This is a genomic window from Roseibium sp. FZY0029 (assembly GCF_036350355.1).
Taxonomy (GTDB): Bacteria; Pseudomonadota; Alphaproteobacteria; order Rhizobiales; family Stappiaceae; genus Roseibium.
Window position 1 is genome coordinate 79,180 of the sequence record NZ_JAZDVZ010000005.1, and the last position, 21,428, is coordinate 100,607.

16 protein-coding genes are annotated in these 21,428 nt (G+C 58.1%); 7 read left to right on the plus strand and 9 right to left on the minus strand.

All coding sequences use genetic code 11. The features are described from left to right. Positions 1 to 165: 165 nt before the first annotated feature. The 4 genes from V1T76_RS15260 to V1T76_RS15275 form a co-directional block, all read right to left on the minus strand. Entirely contained in the window at positions 166 to 483 is a 318-nt protein-coding gene (locus V1T76_RS15260; protein WP_330561533.1) for a TA system antitoxin ParD family protein, read from the minus strand. A 1,176-nt stretch (positions 484 to 1,659) separates the two neighbouring features. Continuing rightward, entirely contained in the window at positions 1,660 to 2,181 is a 522-nt protein-coding gene (locus V1T76_RS15265; RefSeq protein ID WP_330561534.1) for a hypothetical protein, read from the minus strand. 266 nt (positions 2,182 to 2,447) lie between these two features. Beyond that, complete coding sequence (locus V1T76_RS15270) at positions 2,448 to 4,844, minus strand: AAA family ATPase (RefSeq protein ID WP_330561535.1); 2,397 nt, start codon at positions 4,842 to 4,844, stop codon at positions 2,448 to 2,450. Beyond that, positions 4,841 to 5,056, minus strand: a complete 216-nt coding sequence (locus V1T76_RS15275) for a hypothetical protein (protein ID WP_330561536.1) — start codon at positions 5,054 to 5,056, stop codon at positions 4,841 to 4,843. The genes V1T76_RS15270 and V1T76_RS15275 overlap by 4 nt, the downstream gene beginning before the upstream one ends. A gap of 29 nt (positions 5,057 to 5,085) precedes the next feature. On the opposite strand from V1T76_RS15275, the gene V1T76_RS15280 reads away from it, so the two are divergent. From V1T76_RS15280 to V1T76_RS15310, 7 genes are all read left to right on the plus strand, one after another. Next, entirely contained in the window at positions 5,086 to 5,529 is a 444-nt protein-coding gene (locus V1T76_RS15280) for a hypothetical protein (RefSeq protein WP_330561537.1), read from the plus strand. A 319-nt stretch (positions 5,530 to 5,848) separates the two neighbouring features. Next, positions 5,849 to 6,430 carry a hypothetical protein gene (locus V1T76_RS15285; RefSeq protein WP_330561538.1) on the plus strand — a complete coding sequence of 194 codons (582 nt, stop codon included), beginning with the start codon at positions 5,849 to 5,851 and terminating at the stop codon, positions 6,428 to 6,430. Positions 6,431 to 6,927: 497 nt separating this feature from the next. After that, on the plus strand, positions 6,928 to 7,656 hold the full coding sequence (locus tag V1T76_RS15290) for a hypothetical protein (protein WP_330561539.1): 729 nt from the start codon (positions 6,928 to 6,930) through the stop codon (positions 7,654 to 7,656). A 111-nt stretch (positions 7,657 to 7,767) separates the two neighbouring features. After that, the gene (locus V1T76_RS15295; protein WP_330561540.1) at positions 7,768 to 8,670 is read left to right on the plus strand and encodes a metallophosphoesterase; all 903 of its coding nucleotides are present in this window, start codon (positions 7,768 to 7,770) and stop codon (positions 8,668 to 8,670) included. Beyond that, complete coding sequence (locus V1T76_RS15300; RefSeq protein WP_330561541.1) at positions 8,667 to 9,497, plus strand: metallophosphoesterase; 831 nt, start codon at positions 8,667 to 8,669, stop codon at positions 9,495 to 9,497. The genes V1T76_RS15295 and V1T76_RS15300 overlap by 4 nt, the downstream gene beginning before the upstream one ends. After that, a complete protein-coding gene (locus V1T76_RS15305) occupies positions 9,494 to 10,333 on the plus strand; it encodes a metallophosphoesterase (RefSeq protein WP_330561542.1) in 840 nt (279 codons plus the stop codon). Before V1T76_RS15300 ends, V1T76_RS15305 begins: the two co-directional genes overlap by 4 nt. Before the next feature lie 150 nt (positions 10,334 to 10,483). Beyond that, positions 10,484 to 10,705 (plus strand): hypothetical protein, encoded by a 222-nt coding sequence (locus V1T76_RS15310; RefSeq protein WP_330561543.1) that lies wholly within the window; start codon positions 10,484 to 10,486, stop codon positions 10,703 to 10,705. 167 nt (positions 10,706 to 10,872) lie between these two features. Here V1T76_RS15310 and V1T76_RS15315 read toward each other — a convergent pair whose 3' ends face one another. The 5 genes from V1T76_RS15315 to V1T76_RS15335 all read right to left on the minus strand — a co-directional run bounded on the left by V1T76_RS15315 (position 10,873) and on the right by V1T76_RS15335 (position 21,353). Continuing rightward, complete coding sequence (locus V1T76_RS15315; protein WP_330561544.1) at positions 10,873 to 13,227, minus strand: hypothetical protein; 2,355 nt, start codon at positions 13,225 to 13,227, stop codon at positions 10,873 to 10,875. Between the two features lie 87 nt (positions 13,228 to 13,314). Beyond that, positions 13,315 to 14,028 (minus strand): M48 family metallopeptidase, encoded by a 714-nt coding sequence (locus tag V1T76_RS15320; protein ID WP_330561545.1) that lies wholly within the window; start codon positions 14,026 to 14,028, stop codon positions 13,315 to 13,317. Beyond that, positions 14,025 to 17,408, minus strand: a complete 3,384-nt coding sequence (locus tag V1T76_RS15325; protein ID WP_330561546.1) for a type I restriction endonuclease subunit R — start codon at positions 17,406 to 17,408, stop codon at positions 14,025 to 14,027. The genes V1T76_RS15320 and V1T76_RS15325 overlap by 4 nt, the downstream gene beginning before the upstream one ends. After that, positions 17,405 to 18,673, minus strand: a complete 1,269-nt coding sequence (locus V1T76_RS15330) for a restriction endonuclease subunit S (protein WP_330561547.1) — start codon at positions 18,671 to 18,673, stop codon at positions 17,405 to 17,407. The genes V1T76_RS15325 and V1T76_RS15330 overlap by 4 nt, the downstream gene beginning before the upstream one ends. After that, entirely contained in the window at positions 18,666 to 21,353 is a 2,688-nt protein-coding gene (locus V1T76_RS15335) for an N-6 DNA methylase (protein WP_330561548.1), read from the minus strand. Before V1T76_RS15335 ends, V1T76_RS15330 begins: the two co-directional genes overlap by 8 nt. Positions 21,354 to 21,428: the final 75 nt, after the last annotated feature.

A 21,428-nucleotide genomic window follows, 5' to 3' on the forward strand; every position in this document is an offset into this window, starting at 1 on the left:
AAGGTTGCAGGCCCTGGTTCGCGCTTGAGCGCCTTCGCGGAACATAATTTAGTAAAGTTCATTTCGGTACAGGTTTGACTTGTCCGCGCCAATCGGTCCGGCAAGCAGGATTAGTGCCGGATTCATCTTTCGGATTGAACGTCCACGCGAGCGATGTTGTCGGAATCATTCAGCGTCGAAGGCATTTCCGCTCTTGCGCAGCTCGGCAAAGAAGGCTTCCTCATCGGGGCCAGGTTCCGACATCTCTTCCAGGAACCGCTCCGACCAGACCGCTTTTTCCTCTGCGGTGAGGGCGCTGGTCTCCATCTCGCCCGCGAGCACCTTCGAAATCTTGGCGTGGTCGAAATTGCCGGAGCGTTCGATGGCGCGACCGATCCGCGCCCAGTGCATGATCTGACCAGCGAGCGATCGGCTCTGGAGCTCGGACATTAGACGTGCATCATTAACGAACGTGTCGTCGGCAAATTTAACAGACTCGGCCATCGCTGATGCCTCCATTAGAGAACGACGGTGGAAATTTGCCACCTTTTTGTCAAGGTGGAGTGATGCGCGAGTACGCCCAGTGACAGAAGAAGCACGAAAACATTGCTGCTACCAAGGGCTCATGTGGTCGGCCTGGATGAACAGACAAACTCGCCCGATCGTCTCTGATGGGCGGGTTCTTTTCTTAAATCGCGACTGCCGCGTTTTCGGCACTCTTATGGCAAGTGAGCTGCCTTTGAGTGTCGGATGGGCAATCTATCCTGACGCAGAGCGAGAATGGCTGTCATTTTAGGCTAAGACTTAGCAACGAATATACCATTTGAAACACGTGACATTTCGTAGCTTCGTCACGCATTCGGGCGCCGAAGCGCCCGAATTCCTTCCTCTCAGCCTATAGAGACGGACCTTAAGTCGCGCTGGAGACGCAGAAGTCGCCTTGGAGACAAACCTAGGTCGCCTCTTCACCGGAGATCCGTTGATTGTCATGAACATTGTAGGACGGTCAAAATTGTAAACTGTTTGTTGTGAGCAAAGAAACCCGAGCGTTTCAGCAACATTGGCTTTGGTCCATATGGATATTTTGTAAACAAAACCGCCAAAGCGCTGTCCATGGCCAGCCGAAAGTTTACGTTTTTTAGTAAACTATTTCAAACGCTGAAATTTTTTGTGGACATGCTGCAAAAAGGTCCGAAGTATTCTCGTTGAGTGACCTGAAACGCTCATGCCTAAGATTTGTTTGGCGCCGGTCTGTTCTGGCCTCATTCCGAAATGGCTAGATCTTGTGCCTTTGCGCAGGCTCCGCGGAGTGAGCCGAAGTTGGTGGATATCGACTGCTCCCATTGATCTAAACTTGCAGAACGAAACCAAAGGCGTTGAACTTCAGAAACGAGATTAGCGGAGAGCCGACCTTCACTGCGACCGGGACGAACGGCGGAGATGCGCAGATGGCGGTCACTGGAGAGTACGCACCGCGCCGTCAAGGCAAACGAAGTATCCGGACCCAAACGTACCAATACCTTGTGGGTTTTGCCCTGGGTTTCTTTACATACTCACGTTCTCATGTTTCGAAGGAATGCTAGGGGGAACATAAGCGACCGTTTTTGCCTCATAGGTATTGGCGTAGGGCTTATATCCGGATGCGGGAGAGACACTATAGACCTTCGCTGCCCACTCCTATTAGGAACGCTTTTTGTCGATCAAACTTTCGACCCTATCCTTAAAGTCTTTGGACTGCCGCAGTTCGGCTTGTACAGCCTCCAAGTCTTTCTTGTTCAGAGTTTTGCACTTCTGCCGTGTCCCCACATCGTAAACATCACCCGTGATGGCATCCAGTTTCAGCCCTTTGTCGTAGTCATGCCCATGCAGAAGTGACGGCCAATCGTCGGCATCTGACTTGTGGAAGAGCCAGATATAGTTTCCGCGCCTCACTTGCTTTTCGGTAAGGAAGCGGACGACATCGTACTCCTCCGCTATGCTGTCGCCGGAGGTCTCAACAGTGAGCAATATTGGGGCGGGTTGGTTCTCAGCAAGTTGAGAAAGTCCGTGGGCGAACCAACTTAGTGGAACAACCCAATCGTCGCCTGCTTCATATTCTATTGTTAGGCGGACCGAGGAGCGGCCGTCCTTGAAGATATGCTCGCCCACTTCCTTGCCTCTGTAAGTGATCTTGCCCGTACTCGGGTCGAATTGAAGAGACATGGACAGCGACTTCCTCGGCAGTAGGGATGATGCAACAGCTAACAGCAATGATGGGTTTGACAAAAAACCACAGTCGCTACGCTGCCGCAATCATCAGTCAGCGCTCGCACTCTAAGTGGGCAATCAGGGAGCAAAGACGCTGGTCTTTCAGTCGGACTGTCCGCTGGACGACGTTCGGCTCCGTGACTCAGAAAAGATTGGAAACGTCACAACTCGCTTTTTGAGAGCGTACCGAGGCGTTTTTCGGAAAAAACTAGGTCTAAACCCTATTTCCAGGGGATTTGCGTTTTTCCGCATTTACAGGAGATCGCTTTCGCGCCGGGCACTTCAATCCTTGCAGAAATGTAGCGGTCGCACTCGGGACAAGAAAACAGTGAAACGAGCTTTTCAATGTCCTCCAGAAGCACATCGATATCTTTGCCCACGATCTTGTCTGTATTGTCGTGCGAGACAAGATTGGCCACGAGCGCAGACCCTGCGAGATCAGAGAACACATCGTTGTTTTTGAGATCGGGAGACTTGTTGCCAAGCGTAGACCGAAGCTGGCTTATCAATTCATCGGCCATGCGCTTTTCATTCCACTCGTTGAAACGAAAGGCGACCTTCACCTCCAGTGATGCGCAGATTTCCTTGAGCACCATCTCCAGAAGCTTGCGCAGATCGTTGGTGACGTCATCCTTGCCCTTCTTCTGAGCGATGATCTCCTTGAGGCTGGCGGGGGAGTCGTCCAACACAATGCCGTTGGGCCCGTCCGTACGGACTTCGTGAAACTTCCAGCCATGCTGGGCCATCTCCTTCTTGATTATCTCGAACCACACACTCTCGTGCGTCAGAATAATCATCTGCCAGTCGGAAAACTCGTCGCGCAGCAGACGCAACAATCGGCGGCGATGTGAGGTGTCGAAGCTGGTGACGATGTCATCGAGCACCAGAAACCTCGCTTGCTTGTTGAAGATGCGAGCATTGGCGAGGAACAGCACCACGCCCAGCGAATTCAGATGGCTTTCGCTCAAATATTTCCTGGGCGGCTGAACCTCCTGTCCATGGAAGGCATACTGAAACTCGACCCCTTCCTCGCCCACCATCGTGAGGCGAACATTGTCGACGCTCTCATCGGGATGGAGCTTGGCATAGAATTTCCCTACATCTGCACTGATCGTATCAAGAACCGATTGAAGGGCCGCATTCTGGACCGTGACGAAACGCTCGAAGATCGCATCCAGCGTCAGTATCTGCGCTTCATGGGCATCGATGACGCGCTGTGCGCGTTCATAATCCCGGACTTGACCTTCCAACGTCCTGAGAGACGATAGAGCGGTAGCGATTTGTTGTTCCTGCTCGCTCAGCCCGAGTTTGCCCGCCTCTTCCTCCGCTTTGGCGGCGCCTGTTTCACAGCAATGTTGGAGACGCGCAACGTCATGTTCGAAGCCATCGGGGGCTTCGAAGACCGTGAGGCCTTCAAAGGCCGCGGTTATGCCTAGATGCGCCGCCCGCAATACCTTCCGCGCTGTCGCGGTTGCGGCCATCAAGTCATCGAAGCCTGTGAGGTCGGTGTATGTCTCACCAATGGCCTTGGCCTGGATCCCGATGGAGAGGATGGCCTGTAGCACTGCGTCCTTCTGGTCCTTGACGTTGTCGAGACGCTCCTGAATTGCGCTCATGCTTTCGATGCGTCTGGCGACTTCGCCCTGCAAGAGACCGAGCTCGTAAGCGCTCAAACAGAATGGACAGGCATCATCGACATAGTCTTCGGACTCAATGACAGCGTGCCCTTTGTTCAGAAAATCACTCAGCCGGAGCTGGTTTACGCTTTCGCGCTCCTTGGCGAGTGCATTGTAACTGGTGACGAAGGCTTCGGCGTGTGGAGCGAAGGTGGTGATCTCAGCGACCAGGGCTGTACACGTCTTGGCGAGTTGATCCAGGCGCTGCGCTTTTTTGATTTTCTCTTCACTGTTGCCGAGGCCGTTTAGCGCTTTCACGACTTCTGCGAAGGTGGCCTCATCCGTGATTTCAATGCCGAGTGCGAAAGGTGCGACGATGTTTTGCGCTATGGTCAAGAATGCTTGCCGATCCGGCACGATCTGACCGACGTCACGGACCATGTCGCCTTCCAGAGTCACGGAATGCGACTTTGCTCCGGTGTAGGCTGGCTCGCGTTTGAGCGCATTCAGCGTGCCCTGGATGGCATCCCGGAATTTGTTGATCTCTTCATAGCCGATGATATCGGCGATTGCCTTTCGTTTTGCGCCTTTTTGCTGGTCGAGGAAGGCGACAATGTCAGCGTGACGCAGAATGATGCGGTCGTCCTGAAGCCCTTCGACAACGGCGCGAGTGTTGTCGTTGGCCAAGTCGGTGCTTGTTCTGAGGGCGGAAGAGAGGCGCTTTACGCCTGTGAGACTATCTCCGATGAATTCCACCGCGACCGTGCTGTCATCGCCTTCCGCGATCAGGACGTGTCGCAAGGCCTCCTGTTTGCAGTCTTCCCGCCAGAGATGGCCGACACGGTCGGTCAAAAACCACTCCAGCGCGTCGGTGATGGTGCTCTTCCCGGCGGCGTTTTCGCCGAAGATTGCAAGACTTCTGCTCTTGTTCGTAAAATCCAGCGGTAGCGCGAAGCGCGCGCCGCGAAATCCCGAGACGGAGAGCTTGCGCAGTTTGGTCATGACCCGCCTTTGCCTTGCATATCGCCGTCGTTGATTGCCGCCTTGCGGGCCTCGTCGAGCTTGCGCAGAAGGTTGGTGCGGGTGAGCTTGTCATCGCCGCGCAAACTGGCAATGACGGCGATGGTGACCTGGTCAAGGCTTGCATCTTGCGCTTGTTCGCCCATGAAGGTGTCCAGCACCAAGCCGGCGGACTGGATTTTCTGAATGGGCATCGATCAACGGCTCCGCTAAGGTTTTGTGTATGAATATTGTTTTTACAAGAACGTACAATTTGCGCGAGCAAGAGGTCAAGTTCGTTCAGGGCATGGCGGGCATCTACTTCATCTTCCTGACCGACCTGCGCATTGCCTACCCGTTTCACCCCTCGGGCCTAATTTATATCGGGATGAGCGAGTCAAAGCAGAACAGTATTGCGATGCGCCTGCGGGGGCACCTCACAGGGCAGTCGGGTAATTTGGGGATTTCGAATTACGCCAAAAACCACGAAGTGAAATTCACTACCTACTCATCTGAAGTCTTGCGCAACTACGGTAACGATAACCTGTTTGACGTCGAGAGTTTCTTCTTGAGCGATTTCCTAGAAAAACACGGCGCCTTCCCGATCTGCAACGGCCAAGCGGGGCACCAGCTGTCAGCGCCCGAAAAGAAGCTCTCGGCTCGTGTTGAATGGAGCTTCTTCTGGTGACCAACACTGCCTGATCATAACGCAATAAAACGGGGCGCAAAGAATGAACGTCCGTCTAGCTCAATGTGGCGTTTGCTATCCCTTTTCCGCTTGTTTAACAGTTGGTGCAAAGCGGGCTGCCAATAGCAGCTCTACCGTGACCGTAAACTGAGTTGCTCTTATGAAATGTGGTATCCTGATCATAGGCTCGCTTTACTGGGACGATGACAACGGCCGGGACGAATGGCGGAGACGGCGCTTGGACACCAGTTCAAGCATCTCAGTCACCGCACCTATATACTACGGCCGCAAGTCGGATTCGCGTGGTGGAACGTATACGATGACTTTTCGCCCAAGCGACGCGTCCGGCAGGGCGGTTCTTGTGCCTTGTCAGCGCGAGATTGAGACGATTGATGATCTGAGAGCCGAAACCGCGGCCCTTTGGAAAGCGGAAGCTCCCAAGGCAGGGGCGGATGCGATCGGAAGCGGGTGGGGCTGCGTCGGTGCGCTGCTTCGAAACGGTGAAGCAGACGAAAAACTGGCGCCAGCCTGGCGCGATCATTTCCGGAAGGTCAGAGCGGAAGGGCTGTCAGTCGTCAACGCTGACGGCGGACTTGATATTGCGTGGCCGGAGACAACCGACGGCATTCCAGCGGATATGGACATCATATTGGCTACCGCCACCAAACCAGAGGCCACTCCACCCGGAGCGCATTCCGTCGCCTGTGCTTGGCTCGGTCAGGATGGCGGCTATGAGCGCTACTTTCTTGAGAACGTGCGCTGCGGAATCCGCACGGCACATGACCTTGAAATTTGGCATCACATAGACGTCGATAGGCCGACCTGGCTGGAAGCGGAGGGCTACCGCGAAGCTGTGGAAATTCTGCGGGGCGAGACCGAAAAACAGAATGCGTCATCGTGACAAGCGGACGTTCGACATAACGCTCATGACAGGTTGTTAAGGGCCGAAATTTCCAATTCTTCCAACGTGAGAATGGTCACGGACAGAGAAGTGACCGGAAGTCGGCTGAAAGCGGACTGTGCCGTTTATGAGTACGCGTCCGAGTCTTCAAACGGACAGTCCTAACAGGTGCGCTTTCGTTTGACTGCCTACCCACAAGGTTTCGCGAGATCGTGAAGTCACCGTGCCTTGAGCGACGGAAACGGCAATCTCTTGCTCAAAGAAATCCACTCTCAGTCCGCTTCCTCTTGGAAACGAATCCCTGAGCGACGCCATCAATCTTCGGTTCGGAGGCCTCTGTGCAATTTGGGGGGCGTCGCCGTTGGAGGAAATGTGCCAAGTTTCCATCATTCGGTGATTCTTGGCCCGCTGGAATAGCCGGTCAGCCGAAAAAGTCTTTTGTTTCAACATCGTGAAGGATTCGCCAGAACCGCACGGTGTGGCGAAAAGGATGGCAAATGAAGTACAGTTTTGAAACGCTCGACGTCGCGCAAAAACATTCCATCGTTCAGAGCGCGCTCCGTTCGATGACCCATATTCGCACTGGCCGACGAATCCCTGCCACCGTGGAACTTGAGCTTGGGTTTCCATTCTACAAGAATAGTCTGAGGGAGGATCTAATTAGTTATTGCAATCATTTGTGGGAAATAGACCCGTTTTTTGTCTCGGAAACTGATCTGCTGTCAAACGCGCCGTCTGGAAATGACGAGTTGATAAAGATTTGTAAAGACTATCTTGTTTCAGCAAGTTCGACCAATTTCGCGCTCAGTAGCAACTTTGAAGACTTCAAGCGACGCCTCGACGTATATTGCTCCCGTCATGAAAAAGATCCAGATCTTGAGGTCGACGGGTTTGCCAGTGTTATGGACAGTTTACATTTGCTATCACGCGTTTTTTCCAAGGTCATTGAAGGCTGCAACAAGACAGATGCTGCGGAGATCGCGTGTAGCTTCGGTGAAAACATGCAATTTCTTGAACGATGCCTAGTCGAAGCCGTAGATAGTTTCAGTTCGGCAGCGTACGAAGTGTTTCTGATCGAAGATGCGCTCGACAGCCAAGACGCCGAAATGAAGCAACTGGCTCTGTGCCGATTGGGGGCAAGGAGAGGGATCACACCGGAATGGCCGGAAAAACCGCTTCATGGCGGATCTGTGCATGATACCACGACCTCCGAAAATGCGTCGTGAAATCGAAGTGCAAAATACGGCGTTGTTCTCCGAGTGATGTCCTCAATCCAAACGATTGCGACATCGACGTCGGGTCTGAGAGACCTCATAAACAACGAAAGTTCCCAAGTCATGCCTCGTCTTCGCGTCCTCTCGGACCTCCACCAAGAGTTTGTTCGCGATCCTCGTTACGGTAAGCATCCGCTGACAAAATTCGATCCGGATGTCGAAATGAATTCCGACTTCGATGTGCTTGCCATCGTTGGTGACTTAGACGTCCCGCTGACGCGTTCGCTCGAATGGATCGCCGACAGGTTCCCGGGCGAGACCGTTCTATATGTGCCGGGCAACCACGATTTCTACAGCAATCCCGGGAAGCACGAGGCTGGCTTCACCATGCTTGAGCAGATCGACGCCGGACTGGAACTTGCCGACAAGCTCGGCATTCATCTCCTGCACGACCGCGTTCTTGAATGCCCCAACCACGGGATCCGTTTCATCGGCGCCACTCTCTGGACCGACATGGCCACCGTTGGCCTGGGCACGAAGCATTCGAAGATGGCGCAGGCCGAAGGCAAGAACGGGATGAACGATTACAAGAACATCAAGCGCGAATCCACGACGAAGCCCGGGAAGCGGAAGCGGATCCGGGCGCAGCACATCGCGGATGCCCACGTCGTCTCTCGCAGTTTCATCGAAAGCGCGCTTGCCGAGCCTTTCAACGGCGAAACCGTCGTGCTGACCCATCACGCTCCGCATCCTGAAAGCCTATGGGGTGACAATCCCAACCTGGTCGATCTTGCGTGGTGCTACGCGTCCAATTTGTCGTCGATCCTCGAGGCTGAGACAGCACCTGACCTTTGGTGTCATGGCCACATCCACGACAGCCGGGACTACCAGATCCCCAACAGCCGCACTCGTGTCGTCAGCAATGCGCGAGGATACGCGTTCGTAGAGGATCCCACGAAGAGGGCTGCGGCGTTCGATCCCAACTTCACGATCGAAGTCGGCTATCGACCCGGTACGAAATCATGAAGATCTGGATCGTCAGCGATTTGCACTATGAGATGCAGGCTTTCTCCCTGCCGTCACCGGAAGATGTGCCGAATGCCGACGTCATGATCATTGCGGGGGATTTTCACAACGCCCACGCCACAAAGGACTACATCAACGAGCTGATCGAGATCGTCGGTATGGATGTCGTCATGGTGGCTGGAAACCATGAATTTTACGGCATCGGAATCGAAGAGGGTTTGGGGCGCCTTCGTGCGATCGACAATCCGCGACTGCACTTTCTCGAGAACGATACCGTTGCCCTCGGCGGCACCCGCTTCATCGGAGCGACGCTCTGGACGGACTTCAAACTCCTCGGCGAAGAGCACGCGATTGCGGCGAGGGAATTGGCTCGGGCCAAGATGAACGACTTCGTTCAGGTATGGCGGTACTCGGATCCGAACGTGATCGATGACCTTGCGGACGAGATGGTCGTTATGCACGCCGAAAGCAAGGCGTATATCTCCGATGTCCTGGCCGAGAACTTCGACGGCCCGACCGTCGTCGTGACTCACCATGCGCCACACCCGGAATGCTGTCATGAAAAGCACGGGAGAACGCTCCTGGACGCGGCATTCGCATCCGATTGCCGTGACCTAATGCACGGCGACAACGCTCCGGATCTTTGGATCTCGGGTCACACGCATGACGGACACGCATTCACCGAAGGCAGAACCAAGCTGATCGGGAATCCCTACGGATATGTCTGCCGATGGACCGGAAAACCGGAAAACGAAATCTGGCAGCCGGATCTCGTGATCGACACCGACATGCTTCCGCGCTTCCGGTCGGGAAGACTGGCTCCATGAAAGTCTGGGTCGTTTCCGATCTCCATTTCGAGCGCTTCCCGCCGGAAGAGGTCGCAGTGCTGGAGAAGCCCGTCGACGCCGATGTCATGGTTGTCGCTGGGGATACGCACAAGAGCCCGAGGGTACCCGATTGGCTTCTTCGTCAGCGGGATGCTTCCGGCATACCCATCGTCGTCGTGGCCGGGAACCATGAGCACTACGGCCAGAACGACATCTATAATTCGCTCAGTCTCCTGAGAGTGGTTCTGGGCCGGGAGAAGGGCATCCACTTCCTTGAGAACGACGCCGTGACCATCGGCGATTGCCGCTTCGTCGGAGCTACCATGTGGACCGACTTTCTGCTTCACGGAGAGCAGAACAGGAAGAGCCGGATGACGAAGGCGCACTTCTACATGAACGACTACGGGCACATTGCAACCGGCTTGTACAAGTCCCTGACGCCGGCCGACACGCTTGAGTTCCACGAGAGCACGAGACGGGAGTTCACCGAAACTCTGGACTGGTATCCGCACGACGGTCCGACGATCTTCGTGACGCATCACATGCCGCATCCGATGTGCGGCGTCCGGTATGACATGGATGACATCTTGAAACCTGCTTACGCCTCCGACATGTCCGACATCATGCTTCGCGATGACGGGCCAGATCTCTGGATCTCGGGGCACGGGCACGAGAGTTATGATTTCGAAGTCGGCCAATGCCGAGTGGTCGCGAATCCTCGCGGGTATCAGGACAAGCGTAGTCCCAACGGCTTCGAAAACCACGATTGGGATCCAATTAAGGTCATCGACACAAACCTGTTGCCGCGATTTCGACCCGCGGGACCGACGCCTTAACACCGCCGGCGATTTCACCGCGGTCGTTTGCAGTCGAAGGAAATAAGTCGATCGCTGGAACCGGATTGCTCAAGATATTGACGTCAGGTCCTTCTGGATGAAATCGGAGTTGCTATCAGCCGCAAGTACCGAGCATGTGAGATCTAGAACATGAACGAAGACGGAGATGACGTTCGGAAAGCGATGGAGAAGCTCGGTGATACCGGAAGGTTGCCCGAGCCCCAGAATAAGCTCGATACGTTGACGGACAAAATGGCGGTGCCGGGTCCGAATGAGGAAGCGTTTTTCGAGGAGCGACGGCGGAAGGGCCTCGGCGTCGGGCTAAACGACGACGGCAAGCTCATCGACGCCAGAGATGGCGCGAACAAATAGCCGTCTGCACACGTGCGCGAATGACCGATCTCCGTTCCCGATGCCGAGGTCCGCCAAGCGGACAATCAGGGGAGCAGGCTGAAACAGATCGGGTTGGCATCCTACAGCTTATGTCCAATTGCCTACCAAACACCGAGGGTCATTGCCGTGGCAAATTTCGTAGTGAACTAGCGTCGGAAGGCTTTCATGGTCAATCGCTTCACGCTCCTGCCGCCATTCCTCATCAAGACTTCGTTCAGCCCGGGCTTCTCGAGAAGCACGGTTTGAAGCCGGTGCGAGCTTGCGAGAGCCGAGGCATCCGTTGGAGCGATGTCCGCAGCCAGAATGAGGAGTTCCGCGCATCTGGCTTCCGTCTTCGGTGCTCCGATCTCGAGCAGAAGGCGGTCTTCCATCGCGGCGACGAGATCGTCCGAAGCGCGGATCGCCACCCATCGTTCAAGTTCGGATCCGCCCAGGTTTGTTTCGAGATCGAGATTGCGGGCTTGCAGGCATGCAATGCGGCGGTCACAGGCTTCGATCAGGTCGTTGTGGAGATCTTCCGCTGCGGCAGACATTCTAGCGATCCATTCGCGCATGAGGCCGGACTGGACGGCGTTCTTGACCGAGCTATTGGCCATGAGGGCCGCGCTGCCGATCACGGGGGCCAGAACAATGGCTCCGGCCGCCCCGATGGTGACAAGCCCCACCCACGCACCGGCCTTGGTTCCGACCGCTCCCAACAGGCCGCGAGAGGCCCCGTCGATCATCATCCACGCCGGGAGATCCCCAATGGGAATGCGCCCCCGGGCGACTTCGAGGCCGCCGCGCAGTATACCGATGGACAGAGCGAACTCCAGAATATCCGGGTCCGCCAGATCGGCTGCGTGTCCAAGAGTTTCCGAGAGCATCTCCTCTACGGTGGGGAGGTCGAAACCGGGAAGGGTCGTGACCATGGGAGCCCATGGCTCTCCGTGCGCCCGTGCGGCCTCCACAAGCGCCGCATTGGCGATCACGGGAATGTCGGGGTTTTTCTCGAAGTGCTCGGACAGGATCGAAAGGCTCTTACCGCACTTCACCTGTACCTCGGACCCATCGACCAGCAGATCGAAGCCTTGTTGGTTGCTGGCCGCCGGGAAGGAGACTGCGTGTCCGTCCGCAACGAGGCGGTCATATACGAGACGCTCGGCGGTGTATCCGCGCAAAGAGATCCCGGCGCCGACGCTGGTGAATTCATGGACGCTCGCCGCGAAATCGAGAGGATCGGCGAGATCCGCCTTGCGGGAGAAGTCGGCGGCCTGAAGGACCTTGGGGTCCATCGCCATCGAATGCCAGATCATCTCTCCGGCGCTAAGACCGAAGACAAGAAGGCCGTCGGCGACGTCGGTGCCGGACGGTCGGACGTTCCAGCGCCCCGGAGGCGCTATGGCGGCGCGCGGTATCGGAGATCGCATCCACCCGTCCAGTGTGGCCGTGCGCTTGCGGAGCGCGAGAAGGTCCCTTTCCCGCAGCCAGAGGACGTCCCCGTCGTTAAGGCCTCCAAGAACGCGCATGTCGGAAAGGAAGGTCTCCAGACCAACATCACGACTTCCCGACCCGGAAGCGGACAGGAGAACCGTTAAACGCGAGGCGATCTGACTGCGTACGATTTGCGCGCCCTTTCCCATGCCGAGCCAGGCGATGGCCGATACGCCGACCATGACTGTCAGCGGATTGATCAAGGTGGCCAACAGGGAAACAAGGGCAGGCCCACCGACCAGAGGGATGAAGGCGCTCGCTTGTGCCGCCAGAATGTAAGGGGCGAACCCGGCGTTGGCGACGACGAGGGCGAATGTGGTCCAGCTGCCGCCGGCTGCCATGGCCGCAATTGCGGCTTCGTGGCCCTTGCGCAAAGCCTTCGCGATTTCGGGGTCCGCGTTTCGAGCAACGGACTCGACCATCTCGGTATCTGCGAAGAACGCCAGGAGTTCCTCTGCGACGATCTCTGGAAACGGCATGGGAACGGAGCGGCTCGCCATCCGCGCGAAAGAGTTCCGGATGTCGGAAGCGGCGCCGCCGATGCGCGATTTTAGGTCCGTGCCGCGCGTCGGTTTCGCTTCCGCGTGAAGGCGCTGCCGTACCGCCGGGCTGAGGCGTTCGGACGTTCGCACCGCCATGGCGGATGCGGATTTGATTGCGTATTTGACGGAAAGGGGTGGCGACGAGGGAAGGTCCAGGCCCTCGGAAATGCGCACCAGAAGACGAAACCTCAACGAGGCGTCCGGTATTCTAGAATTGAAAAGACGAGTCCGGGCCTCTTGCAGGCTCGTCGCAGTCTCCTCTCGACCAAGACCGATGCGGTCGCGCACGGCATCGACGGCGCCGACCGCCAGGGACAACCCGTCGACGGATTCGATCATCGCGATCATTCCGCTGAGTTGCTCTCGGGATAGGGTTCCGATCCCCGAGAGGATGTCTATGGCGCGAATGTCGGGAGCGGCACGTTGAATTGCTGCGAACGCGTCTTCGCTCAGTCCGGGGGCGGAAGCCGGATGGTTCACCCTCATGAAAACTATTTCTATCCTCTTAGCTGTCACGCCACGTTGTCGTGACACGTCACTCGGTGAACAATGTCCACCGAACCATCTCAACTATCAAAGTTCGCCGCCCTTCTGCTGCAACCATTTCCGTCGTGCGTCGAAATCTGGGATGGCGAGACCAACGTGCTTCCAGAATGTTGCAGAGTGGTCTGGAACCTTAATGTGTGCGAGTTCGTGAACGACGATGTAGTCTATCATTTGTGGCGGTAACTGCATGATACGCCAGTGGAAGTTCAGAGTTCCATCGGCACTGCAAGAACCCCATCTGAAGCCGAGATCCATCACCTGAACAAATCGCGCAGGCTCTACGCCGACGACCCTCTTCCACCTTTGAACGGCGTCATTCAGGTAGGGATGGGCAGCTCTTGTGTAATACTCGGCAATCCTCTTCGCTCCTGCGACAGATTGCTCTCGCCGCAGCAGGAGTCGGTCCCCCTCGAACCGAACGCTCGGTATATCGGTGGCGTGCTTGGGAATATCAACGAGTTTGAGGCGATAGTGCTTGCCAAGAAAATGGAAGCCTTCACCGTCTACGAACTCTGCGGGTCGAAAAACTTCGTCTCGTGCATTCCCACCTTGCTCGGCGAGTTTTTGATGTACCCACAGCAACTTCGTGGCTATCAGGTTTTCTGCCTCATCGAGCGTGGCCTCTTGCGGGAGGTGAGCGATGAGATGCTTGTCTCGTTCGACCGTAATGCCGACCGTTTTTCGTCTCGTGCTTCGTTTCACCGAAAAAACGAGGTCGTCGATGTGGATTGCTTCGCTCATGACGTGAATGCCGCCCGGTTTGCTCTTGCGACCCCCATGCAGTCAGAGGAGATCGCGTCCAGGTCACCGAAGTCGAAGATGCTACTGTTGTCGAGATGTTGGAAAATCCAACGCCTAGCTGCCTCCTGGCTTACTGAATTATCCCAGAATCCTGAGACAGCGCTTTCCTCTCGCAAGTGCTGAACGATCCTGGCCGAAAGCTCTGCCAAATCCGCATCTCGGTCATCATTGCCATAGCGCAGGCGGAGGACACCGAAGATCGGAGCTTCCGTGTGAGGTTCCAAACCATGGACCGTGAAGCCGCCCCCGGAGCGAGCGACAGTGTCATCGATCAGCGCCTGAAGTTGTCGGGCGATCTCATCCCAATCCTCATGGTGGCTTGTGAGGATGCCCTCAAGGCGATCGCTTAGCGTCTTGTACTTCGCAGGGTCTTTATCGAAGGAAATCGAAATGTGGTGGCGAAGAGCGTTTTCCATTTCCGCCGCCTTCGCCCGCCCGCTCGGCTTCCGTGCCACCTCGGCGGCAAAGTTCGGGTCCAGGATCTCGATGGGAGGCACCTTCGGGTCGATGCCGTGCGCCTCGATGAAGGCATCGAGCATGGCTTGAACCTTGTGGGCGACCCCTCGGACGTCGAGCGAACGATCTCGGTAGAGGTTGGCAGCAGCTTTGGCGATGAACGCAAAAATCTTTACGTCACGCGTGAATGGTCGTGCCTCGGGGCGCGGCATGAGAGCATCGAACAAGCTGACCAGTTGCTTGACGAGAACGAGAAACTGAGCCCGGAACTTCTGGTCCTTCAGCTTGGCCACGCAGGCGTCGACGTAGGCTTGCAAGTCGGACCCGAGTGTTATTCCGACATCGGTGAAGTGCTTGACTACCGCGTCACGGGCTTGTCGCAGCTCTGGCAAGAGGTCTTCGGGCTTGCCGATGCCACCGGCTAGATCGCTCTGATCTTCCGCATCGTAGATCGCCAAGGCGTCCGCCAGGTTCTTTCCGACGCCATAGTAGTCCACGACGATTCCGAAGCGTTTGGCTTCCCCCGCCGTTCGGTTGGTGCGAGCGATGGCTTGCAGCAGTTCGGCGCCTGATATGGCCCGATCAAGATACATCGCCTGTTCGACCTTGGCGTCAAAGCCAGTGAGCAGCTTGCTTTTCACCACCAGGATCGCAAGAGCATCCTGGGACAGAGGCTTCTTAAATCGTTCGATGCGCTGCTTCGTCTCCGCCACGCCGCCCCAAGCCTTCAGGTGTGGCAGGTCGTTGTGGTCGATAGATATGACTGCCGCGAACTGGAGAGCCTTGATCGTGTCCAGATAGGGCAACGCTGTGGAGAGGAACGCGACGTCGCCGCCAGCCTCCTGAGCGTCTTCTGGGGCGATATCCTTCAGGATGTCAGCAGCGCCCTCGATGGCGGCAACGATCTCTTCGCGGGCGTCATCCAGGGCGTCGACGTATTTGACTGCCAACTCTCGGCTCGCCGCAACGAGCTGCGCTTTCAGATCGTTGGGGAGAATGTTGATGATGTAGTGCCGGAGAACATCGATCGCCTTGGCCTTCAGCGGATCAGCCGCGTTGAGGACGCGAGCGCGCGTTGCATAGCGGTCCTTGATGGCTTCCCGCTCGTCGGCCAATTTTCCGGCAAAGGTGGTGTCGAACAGCCCGTCCAGCGTGCCCTTGTCCGTGACATCGGCCCTTAGCTCCCGTCCCTCGTACAGGATCTTCACGATGGCGCCGTCGGCCTCTGCGTCCTGGAGGAGATAGCGATCGATGTAGGTGCCAAAGATTTCCCGCGTCTTCTTCTTGTTCTTCTCTTCGATAGGCGTCCCGGTGAATCCGATCCGCGCGGCGTTCGGCAGAGCGTCGAGCAAGTTTTGGTGGAGCCCGCTGGTGTGGGAACGGTGCGCCTCGTCGATGAGGACGAGGACGTCCTCGCTCTCGTTCAGGACGGGGAACGCCTTTCGCTCGCCGATTTTCGCCACCAGTTTGCCGGAGCGCAGCTCGTCGGTCGTGGCCAAAAGGCGGTTCTCGTCCTTGGCGTCGGACTGCTCGTGGTTCTCGGCCGCGAACACGATTTCCTGTTCATCGCCTTCGCCGTTCCGCTCTTGAAGCTTCTGGATCATCACGAACACGAGGTCTGGCTCCTGCCGGCCCAGATGTGTCTTCGCGCCATCGGCATTGCGCGCGACCCGCATGACCTGGCCGGCCAGTTTCGCGGTCTTTGATAGTTGATCCTCGAGGTCGGTCCGGTCGGTGACCACGACCACCTTGAACCTCCGAAGTGCGGCGATTGTCCGCAGCTTCCTGACCAGGAACACCATAGTCAGGCTTTTTCCCGAGCCCTGAGTATGCCAGATGATGCCGCCCCGGCGGTCGCTCATACCATCCTGCCGCCGGGTCTTGCCCTCCTGAAGGCGCTGCAACGCGATGTGCACCGAACGGAACTGCTGGTAGCGTGGCACCACCTTGATGCGCACGCCGTCGTCCGTCGTCATGTAGACTGTGAAAGAGCGCAGCGCGTCGAGGAGGTACTGAGGCCGCAGCAGGCCCGCCGCCAGAACCTCCTGCATCAACAGTTCCGTGCACGGCGCCTTGCCAAGCTCACCGCAAACCTCGTCCATGGCGGCGCGTGTCTGCTCGATGCCGACCGGCTTGACCGAGCGCCACGGCAGGAAGTCGTCCGGCCGGGCGGTGACCGAGCCGACGCGGGCGTCGTAGTAGTCGGTGGCGACCAGCAAGTGGTTCGTCCAGAACAGCCGCTCCGCGCCCTCGTTCTTTTCGGGCACGCGCCTGTTGGCGTAGCGGCGCATCTGGTCGATGGCGGTGGCGATGGGGTCGGTGACGGCGGGGCTCTTTGCCTCGGTCACCACCAGCGGCAGGCCGTTCACGAACAGCACGACGTCGGGCACGATGAACCCGCGGTCGCCTACGGCCCCGGGCGGGTCCACGCGGAACTGGTTGACCGCGACGAACTCGTTCTCGTCGCCCGGCTCGAAGCCGATGAAGCGCACGCGGCGTTCGTGCTCTCCATCGGAGCCTGAGACGTTGACGCCCCGCACGATCTTGTCGTGCAGCTCCTCGTTGATCGCGATGAAGTCCCGCGCGGTCGGTCGCTCGAGCTGGGAGATTGCCTGGCTAACACGGCGCTCGTCCAGCCATTCTGACCCATCGTCGTTTCGGTTCAGCCGGCGCAGCGCGGCCTCTAGCCGGTCGTGCAGCAGCGTCTGCTGGTAGGTGTCGCGCCCGAGCAGGTGGTAGTCTTTGCGACCTGTGCTGGGGTCCTCGTCAGCGCCCTCGACATGTGTCCAGCCCATGACGCCCAGCTGGCGCAGGAGCGGGCGTTCGACGACGTTCAACTCGTCCAGACGGTCCTGCTGGCTCATTCGGCAGCCTCCCGTATGGCCATGACGGGCTTGCGGCCAGTGAGGAGGTCATCGCGCAGACCTTCGCGAAGTGACGAAAGCTTGGTGCGCTCGCGGCGATGGTCTTCGATGGCCGCAGCGACGCCGTTCACGCGTTCGATGATGGCTTGCTGTTCATCGAGCGTATCCGGCACCGCGATCAGCGCGCGCCGAAGGTTCGTGGGATTGATGTTCACCTGCTGCACGCCGGGCGTGGCGAACTGCCGAATGGCGCGCTGGACCGGCGCCCAATTTAGCCAGAGATGAAGGAACTCCGGCAGCAGGGCATCGCCGCAGTGAAGCCGCACCAAGTATGATGCGAAGGCCGGACCGGGTTCGTCCCTTCGCCAGATGGCTGCCTTGCCCACGTGCTCCCAGCTGTTCGTGCGGTTGAACAGAACATCGTTGCGCTGGAGCCGGAAGCGGTCGACAGCGTGGGCGGGCGCGTATTTTAGATCCGAGAGATCGAACTCGCCGTCCTGAATGTTGTTCATCCGAAGGACGGGGATGCCGGCGCTGCTATCGCTCAATGAAAGGTTGGTCCCGTATTCTGCGCCAACGACGAAGCGCCCGAGGTTCGCGACCTTCCATGATGCAGGCCGGGGGCCGACTTCCGTCTCCGTGAGGCTGTAGAGTTCTCTGGGTGAACCGTCTCCTGAGAGGCCACACGTCAGCAGATCGTCGATAAGGCCGATGTGGACGGTGCGCAACTTTTCGATCACCGCTTCGGTTTCGAGGGTCGCATCGTCGATGGCGTCTAGGATGTCGGCGATTAGGGTCTGGCTTGGCCCGTCTACCTCTCCCAGTCTCACTCGACGCAGATCGGACTCGTTGATGGCAGGATAATTCGAACCGACTTCGAACTGCGCGACTTGCCGTTTGAACTCGTCAAGAAAAAACGAGTGGAAAAGAAAGCGGCCGTCAGCGCCCTCCTTCGGTGAGAGCACAGCGAAACCAGTGGATGCAATCAAAGGAAGCTCGGACGGTTCGCGCACCATTCCATGGCCCATCAAGCCAGGCCGAACGGTCGAAAAAAGCACGTCGCCAGGCTTCACAACACGGCGCGCGCGGCTGGGGCTGTCCGCGTAAGTGAGTGCTCGGGTCTTTTGCCATTCGATCTTGCCCTGGTTTACGCTGCTGAGGTCGATGTATCGAAAGCGGAACTCGGTCGGCGTCTCCCGCCCCAGGCTCTGCATGTTGGCATCACAGTATTTGCTCAGCGGCTTTGTGGTGCTTTTGTCAGGCATACCTGAGCTCCTTCAGGTAGCCGTCGAGCCGCGTCGTCGCGTCGGCCCTGTGCCCTTCGATCTTCTTCAGGCTGACCCGATACTTGTCCCAAAGCCGCTCCAGCTCGGCCACCAGCGCGCCGACGCGGCGGACCCGGGCGCGCTCAAGCCGGTCAAGCAGCCGCTCGCGATCGATGCCCAGCACCAGTTCGCGGCAATCGTCGTCGTTCAATTCGGCCCTTGCGGCCGTCAGCCGCTCGACGAACGCCGCTTTGAGCCGCCGCAGGGTGGCGCGCGCGTCCTTTAATTCCTCCTTGATCGCCTCATAGGGGACGAGCATGGCGTCGATGGTCGCGGCCTCGTCGACCAGCGGTGCGAGACGGCGTTCGATGGCCGCCAGTTCGGCCTCGAACTCCTGCACATCCATGCCCTGCGCGCGCATCCAGTCGATGGAGCCCTTGGACGGCTTGCCGGTGCCCGTGGTCTTCACCAGCTCCTTCCGGCGCTTGTCGTCGTCTTTCATTTCGGCGCGCAGTTCCTTGCGCCGCTTTTCCAGTTCCTTGGCGAGGTTGCTGCCTTCCTCGGCCCCGTCCAGCCAGTCCTCGGCGCCCTCGACCCCGTCGCCGGTCTCCCAGGCTTCCTTCTCGGCCTTGATCCGCTCCACCTCGGCCTGCGAGCCGGACAGTTCGGTGACGTAGTCCGCCATGCGATGGCGCACGAAGGGATGGGCGAGCAGCTCCTCCAGCGTAACCTTCACGGTCTTCTTGGCGTCGCTGTCCTCGTCGTCGTCCGCGTCTTCATCCTCCAGCGCCGAGCGCAGCGTCTCGACCCAGCCATCGACCAGTTCGGCGAACCCGTTCTCGACGATGACGCGCAGCTCGTAGCGGATTTCGTCCCACCAGCCTGCGATGGAGCCCATCAGCGCGTAGCGGTCGAGGCAGCCAACCGGCAGCATGGCGGGCTCAAAGCTGTCGAGCATCTCGCGGCGCAGCGGCATCAGGCGCTTGCTTTCGGGAAGCTCCGCCAACCCGGTCCGCGCCGAAGACCACCAGGCATCAAATGCCGTGACCATCTCGTCCCGTCGGGTCGCGACGCCAGCGTCCGACTCGACGAGGACCCTGATATCGGCACGCTTCTTAACGGTATCCGCGAACTCTGCGTAGTCCGCATCGCGGTCGGCGAACGGCGTGTCGACGTTGAAGCCCTGAGCCTGCGCGTGCGGGCGGACAGTCTCGATCTCCCGCTTCGGCACGCCGCCATGGAGGTGGGCGCGCACGTCGTGGGGCTCAGGCGGCGGGCTGCTGTCGGCATAGCGCCGGATGTTCAGGTTGCCGGCTTCGTTCTTGATGATGGCAGTGTTGTCGATGACCGCTGCGAAGTCGGGCACGTCAGCGAACGTGTCGTAGGCGCTGACGATCTTCTCGATGTGCTCCGGGTCGATGAAGTTCTGCGCGCGCCCCTCGCGATACTCCCTGTCGGCGTTGATAAAGAGCACCTTGCCCTTGCGCGCGTCCGGCTTCCCGCCTGGGTGGCGCATCACGAGGATGCAGGCTGGGATCCCCGTTCCGTAGAAGAGGTTCTGCGGCAGGCCGATCACCGCTTCAATGCAGTCCTCCTTGAGCAGCGCGATCCGGATCTTCTTCTCTTCGCCGCCGCGGAACAGCACGCCGTGCGGCATCACCACGGCCATCTTGCCGGTCTGCTTCAGGCTGGCCAGCATGTGCTGGGCGAACATCAGGTCGGCCTTTTTGCCCGTCGTGGGGCACCAGCCAAAGCGGAAACGGTCGCCAAACTGGATGCCGCGCTTCGTGTAGTTCTGGCTGAACGGAGGATTGGCGATCACTCGGTCGAACCGCATGAGGCGGCCGTCTTCGATATGCTTCGGATCGACAAGCGTGTCGCCGTTCCGGATGTCGGCGTCGGGGATGCCATGGAGCAGAAGGTTCATCCGGCAGATGGCCCAAACCGCGCCGTTGTCTTCCTGGCCATAGAGGCTCAGGCGTCGGCTGTCATGCTGTAGAGCGTATTCGTAGCCTTGGTTCAGCATGCCCCCGCTGCCACAGGTGGGATCGTAGAGCGATGTGCCGCCCTGCGGATCAAGGATGCGCACCATCAACTGTACGACGCCCCGCGGCGTATAGAACTCACCCGCCTTCTTGCCCGCGGAGTCCGCGAATTCGCTGATCAGGTATTCGTAGGCTGCACCGAGGAGGTCGGGAAATTCGAAGTCTTCATCGAGAAGACGGTACTTGTTGAAGTGGCTGATGAGACGGCGAAGCCTCTCGTCCGGGATCTCCGACTCGCCGACCTTGCGGGCGAAATTGATGTGCCCCAGCACGCCCCGCAATGCGTTGTGGTTCTCATTCTCAAGCCCCTCGAGGGCCTTGTTCAATTCGTTGGCGACGTTGGTGTGGACGTCATTCAGGAGACGATCCCAACGGGCGACCGGAGGCACGAAGAAGGTCTTGGTGTAGGAGGACGGATGACCCGCCCGTTGCAGGGCTTCCTGCTCTGATCGGCCAAGACCTCGTTGCTCCTTCAGTATCCTGTCTCGCTGCTGTTCGAACACATCGGAGCAGCGCTTGAGGAAGAGGATCCCGAAAATATACTCCTTGAACTCCGACGCATCCATCTTGCCGCGAAGAATGTCGGCTGCTGCGAACAGGTGGCGTTCGAGTTTTTCAAGGGTAAGTTTTGCCATTAATTTTCTTCTCGATCTTTACGCGGATACGCACATTAGGTCCTGCGAGGCTTGCAGTCACCATGACAAGCTTGA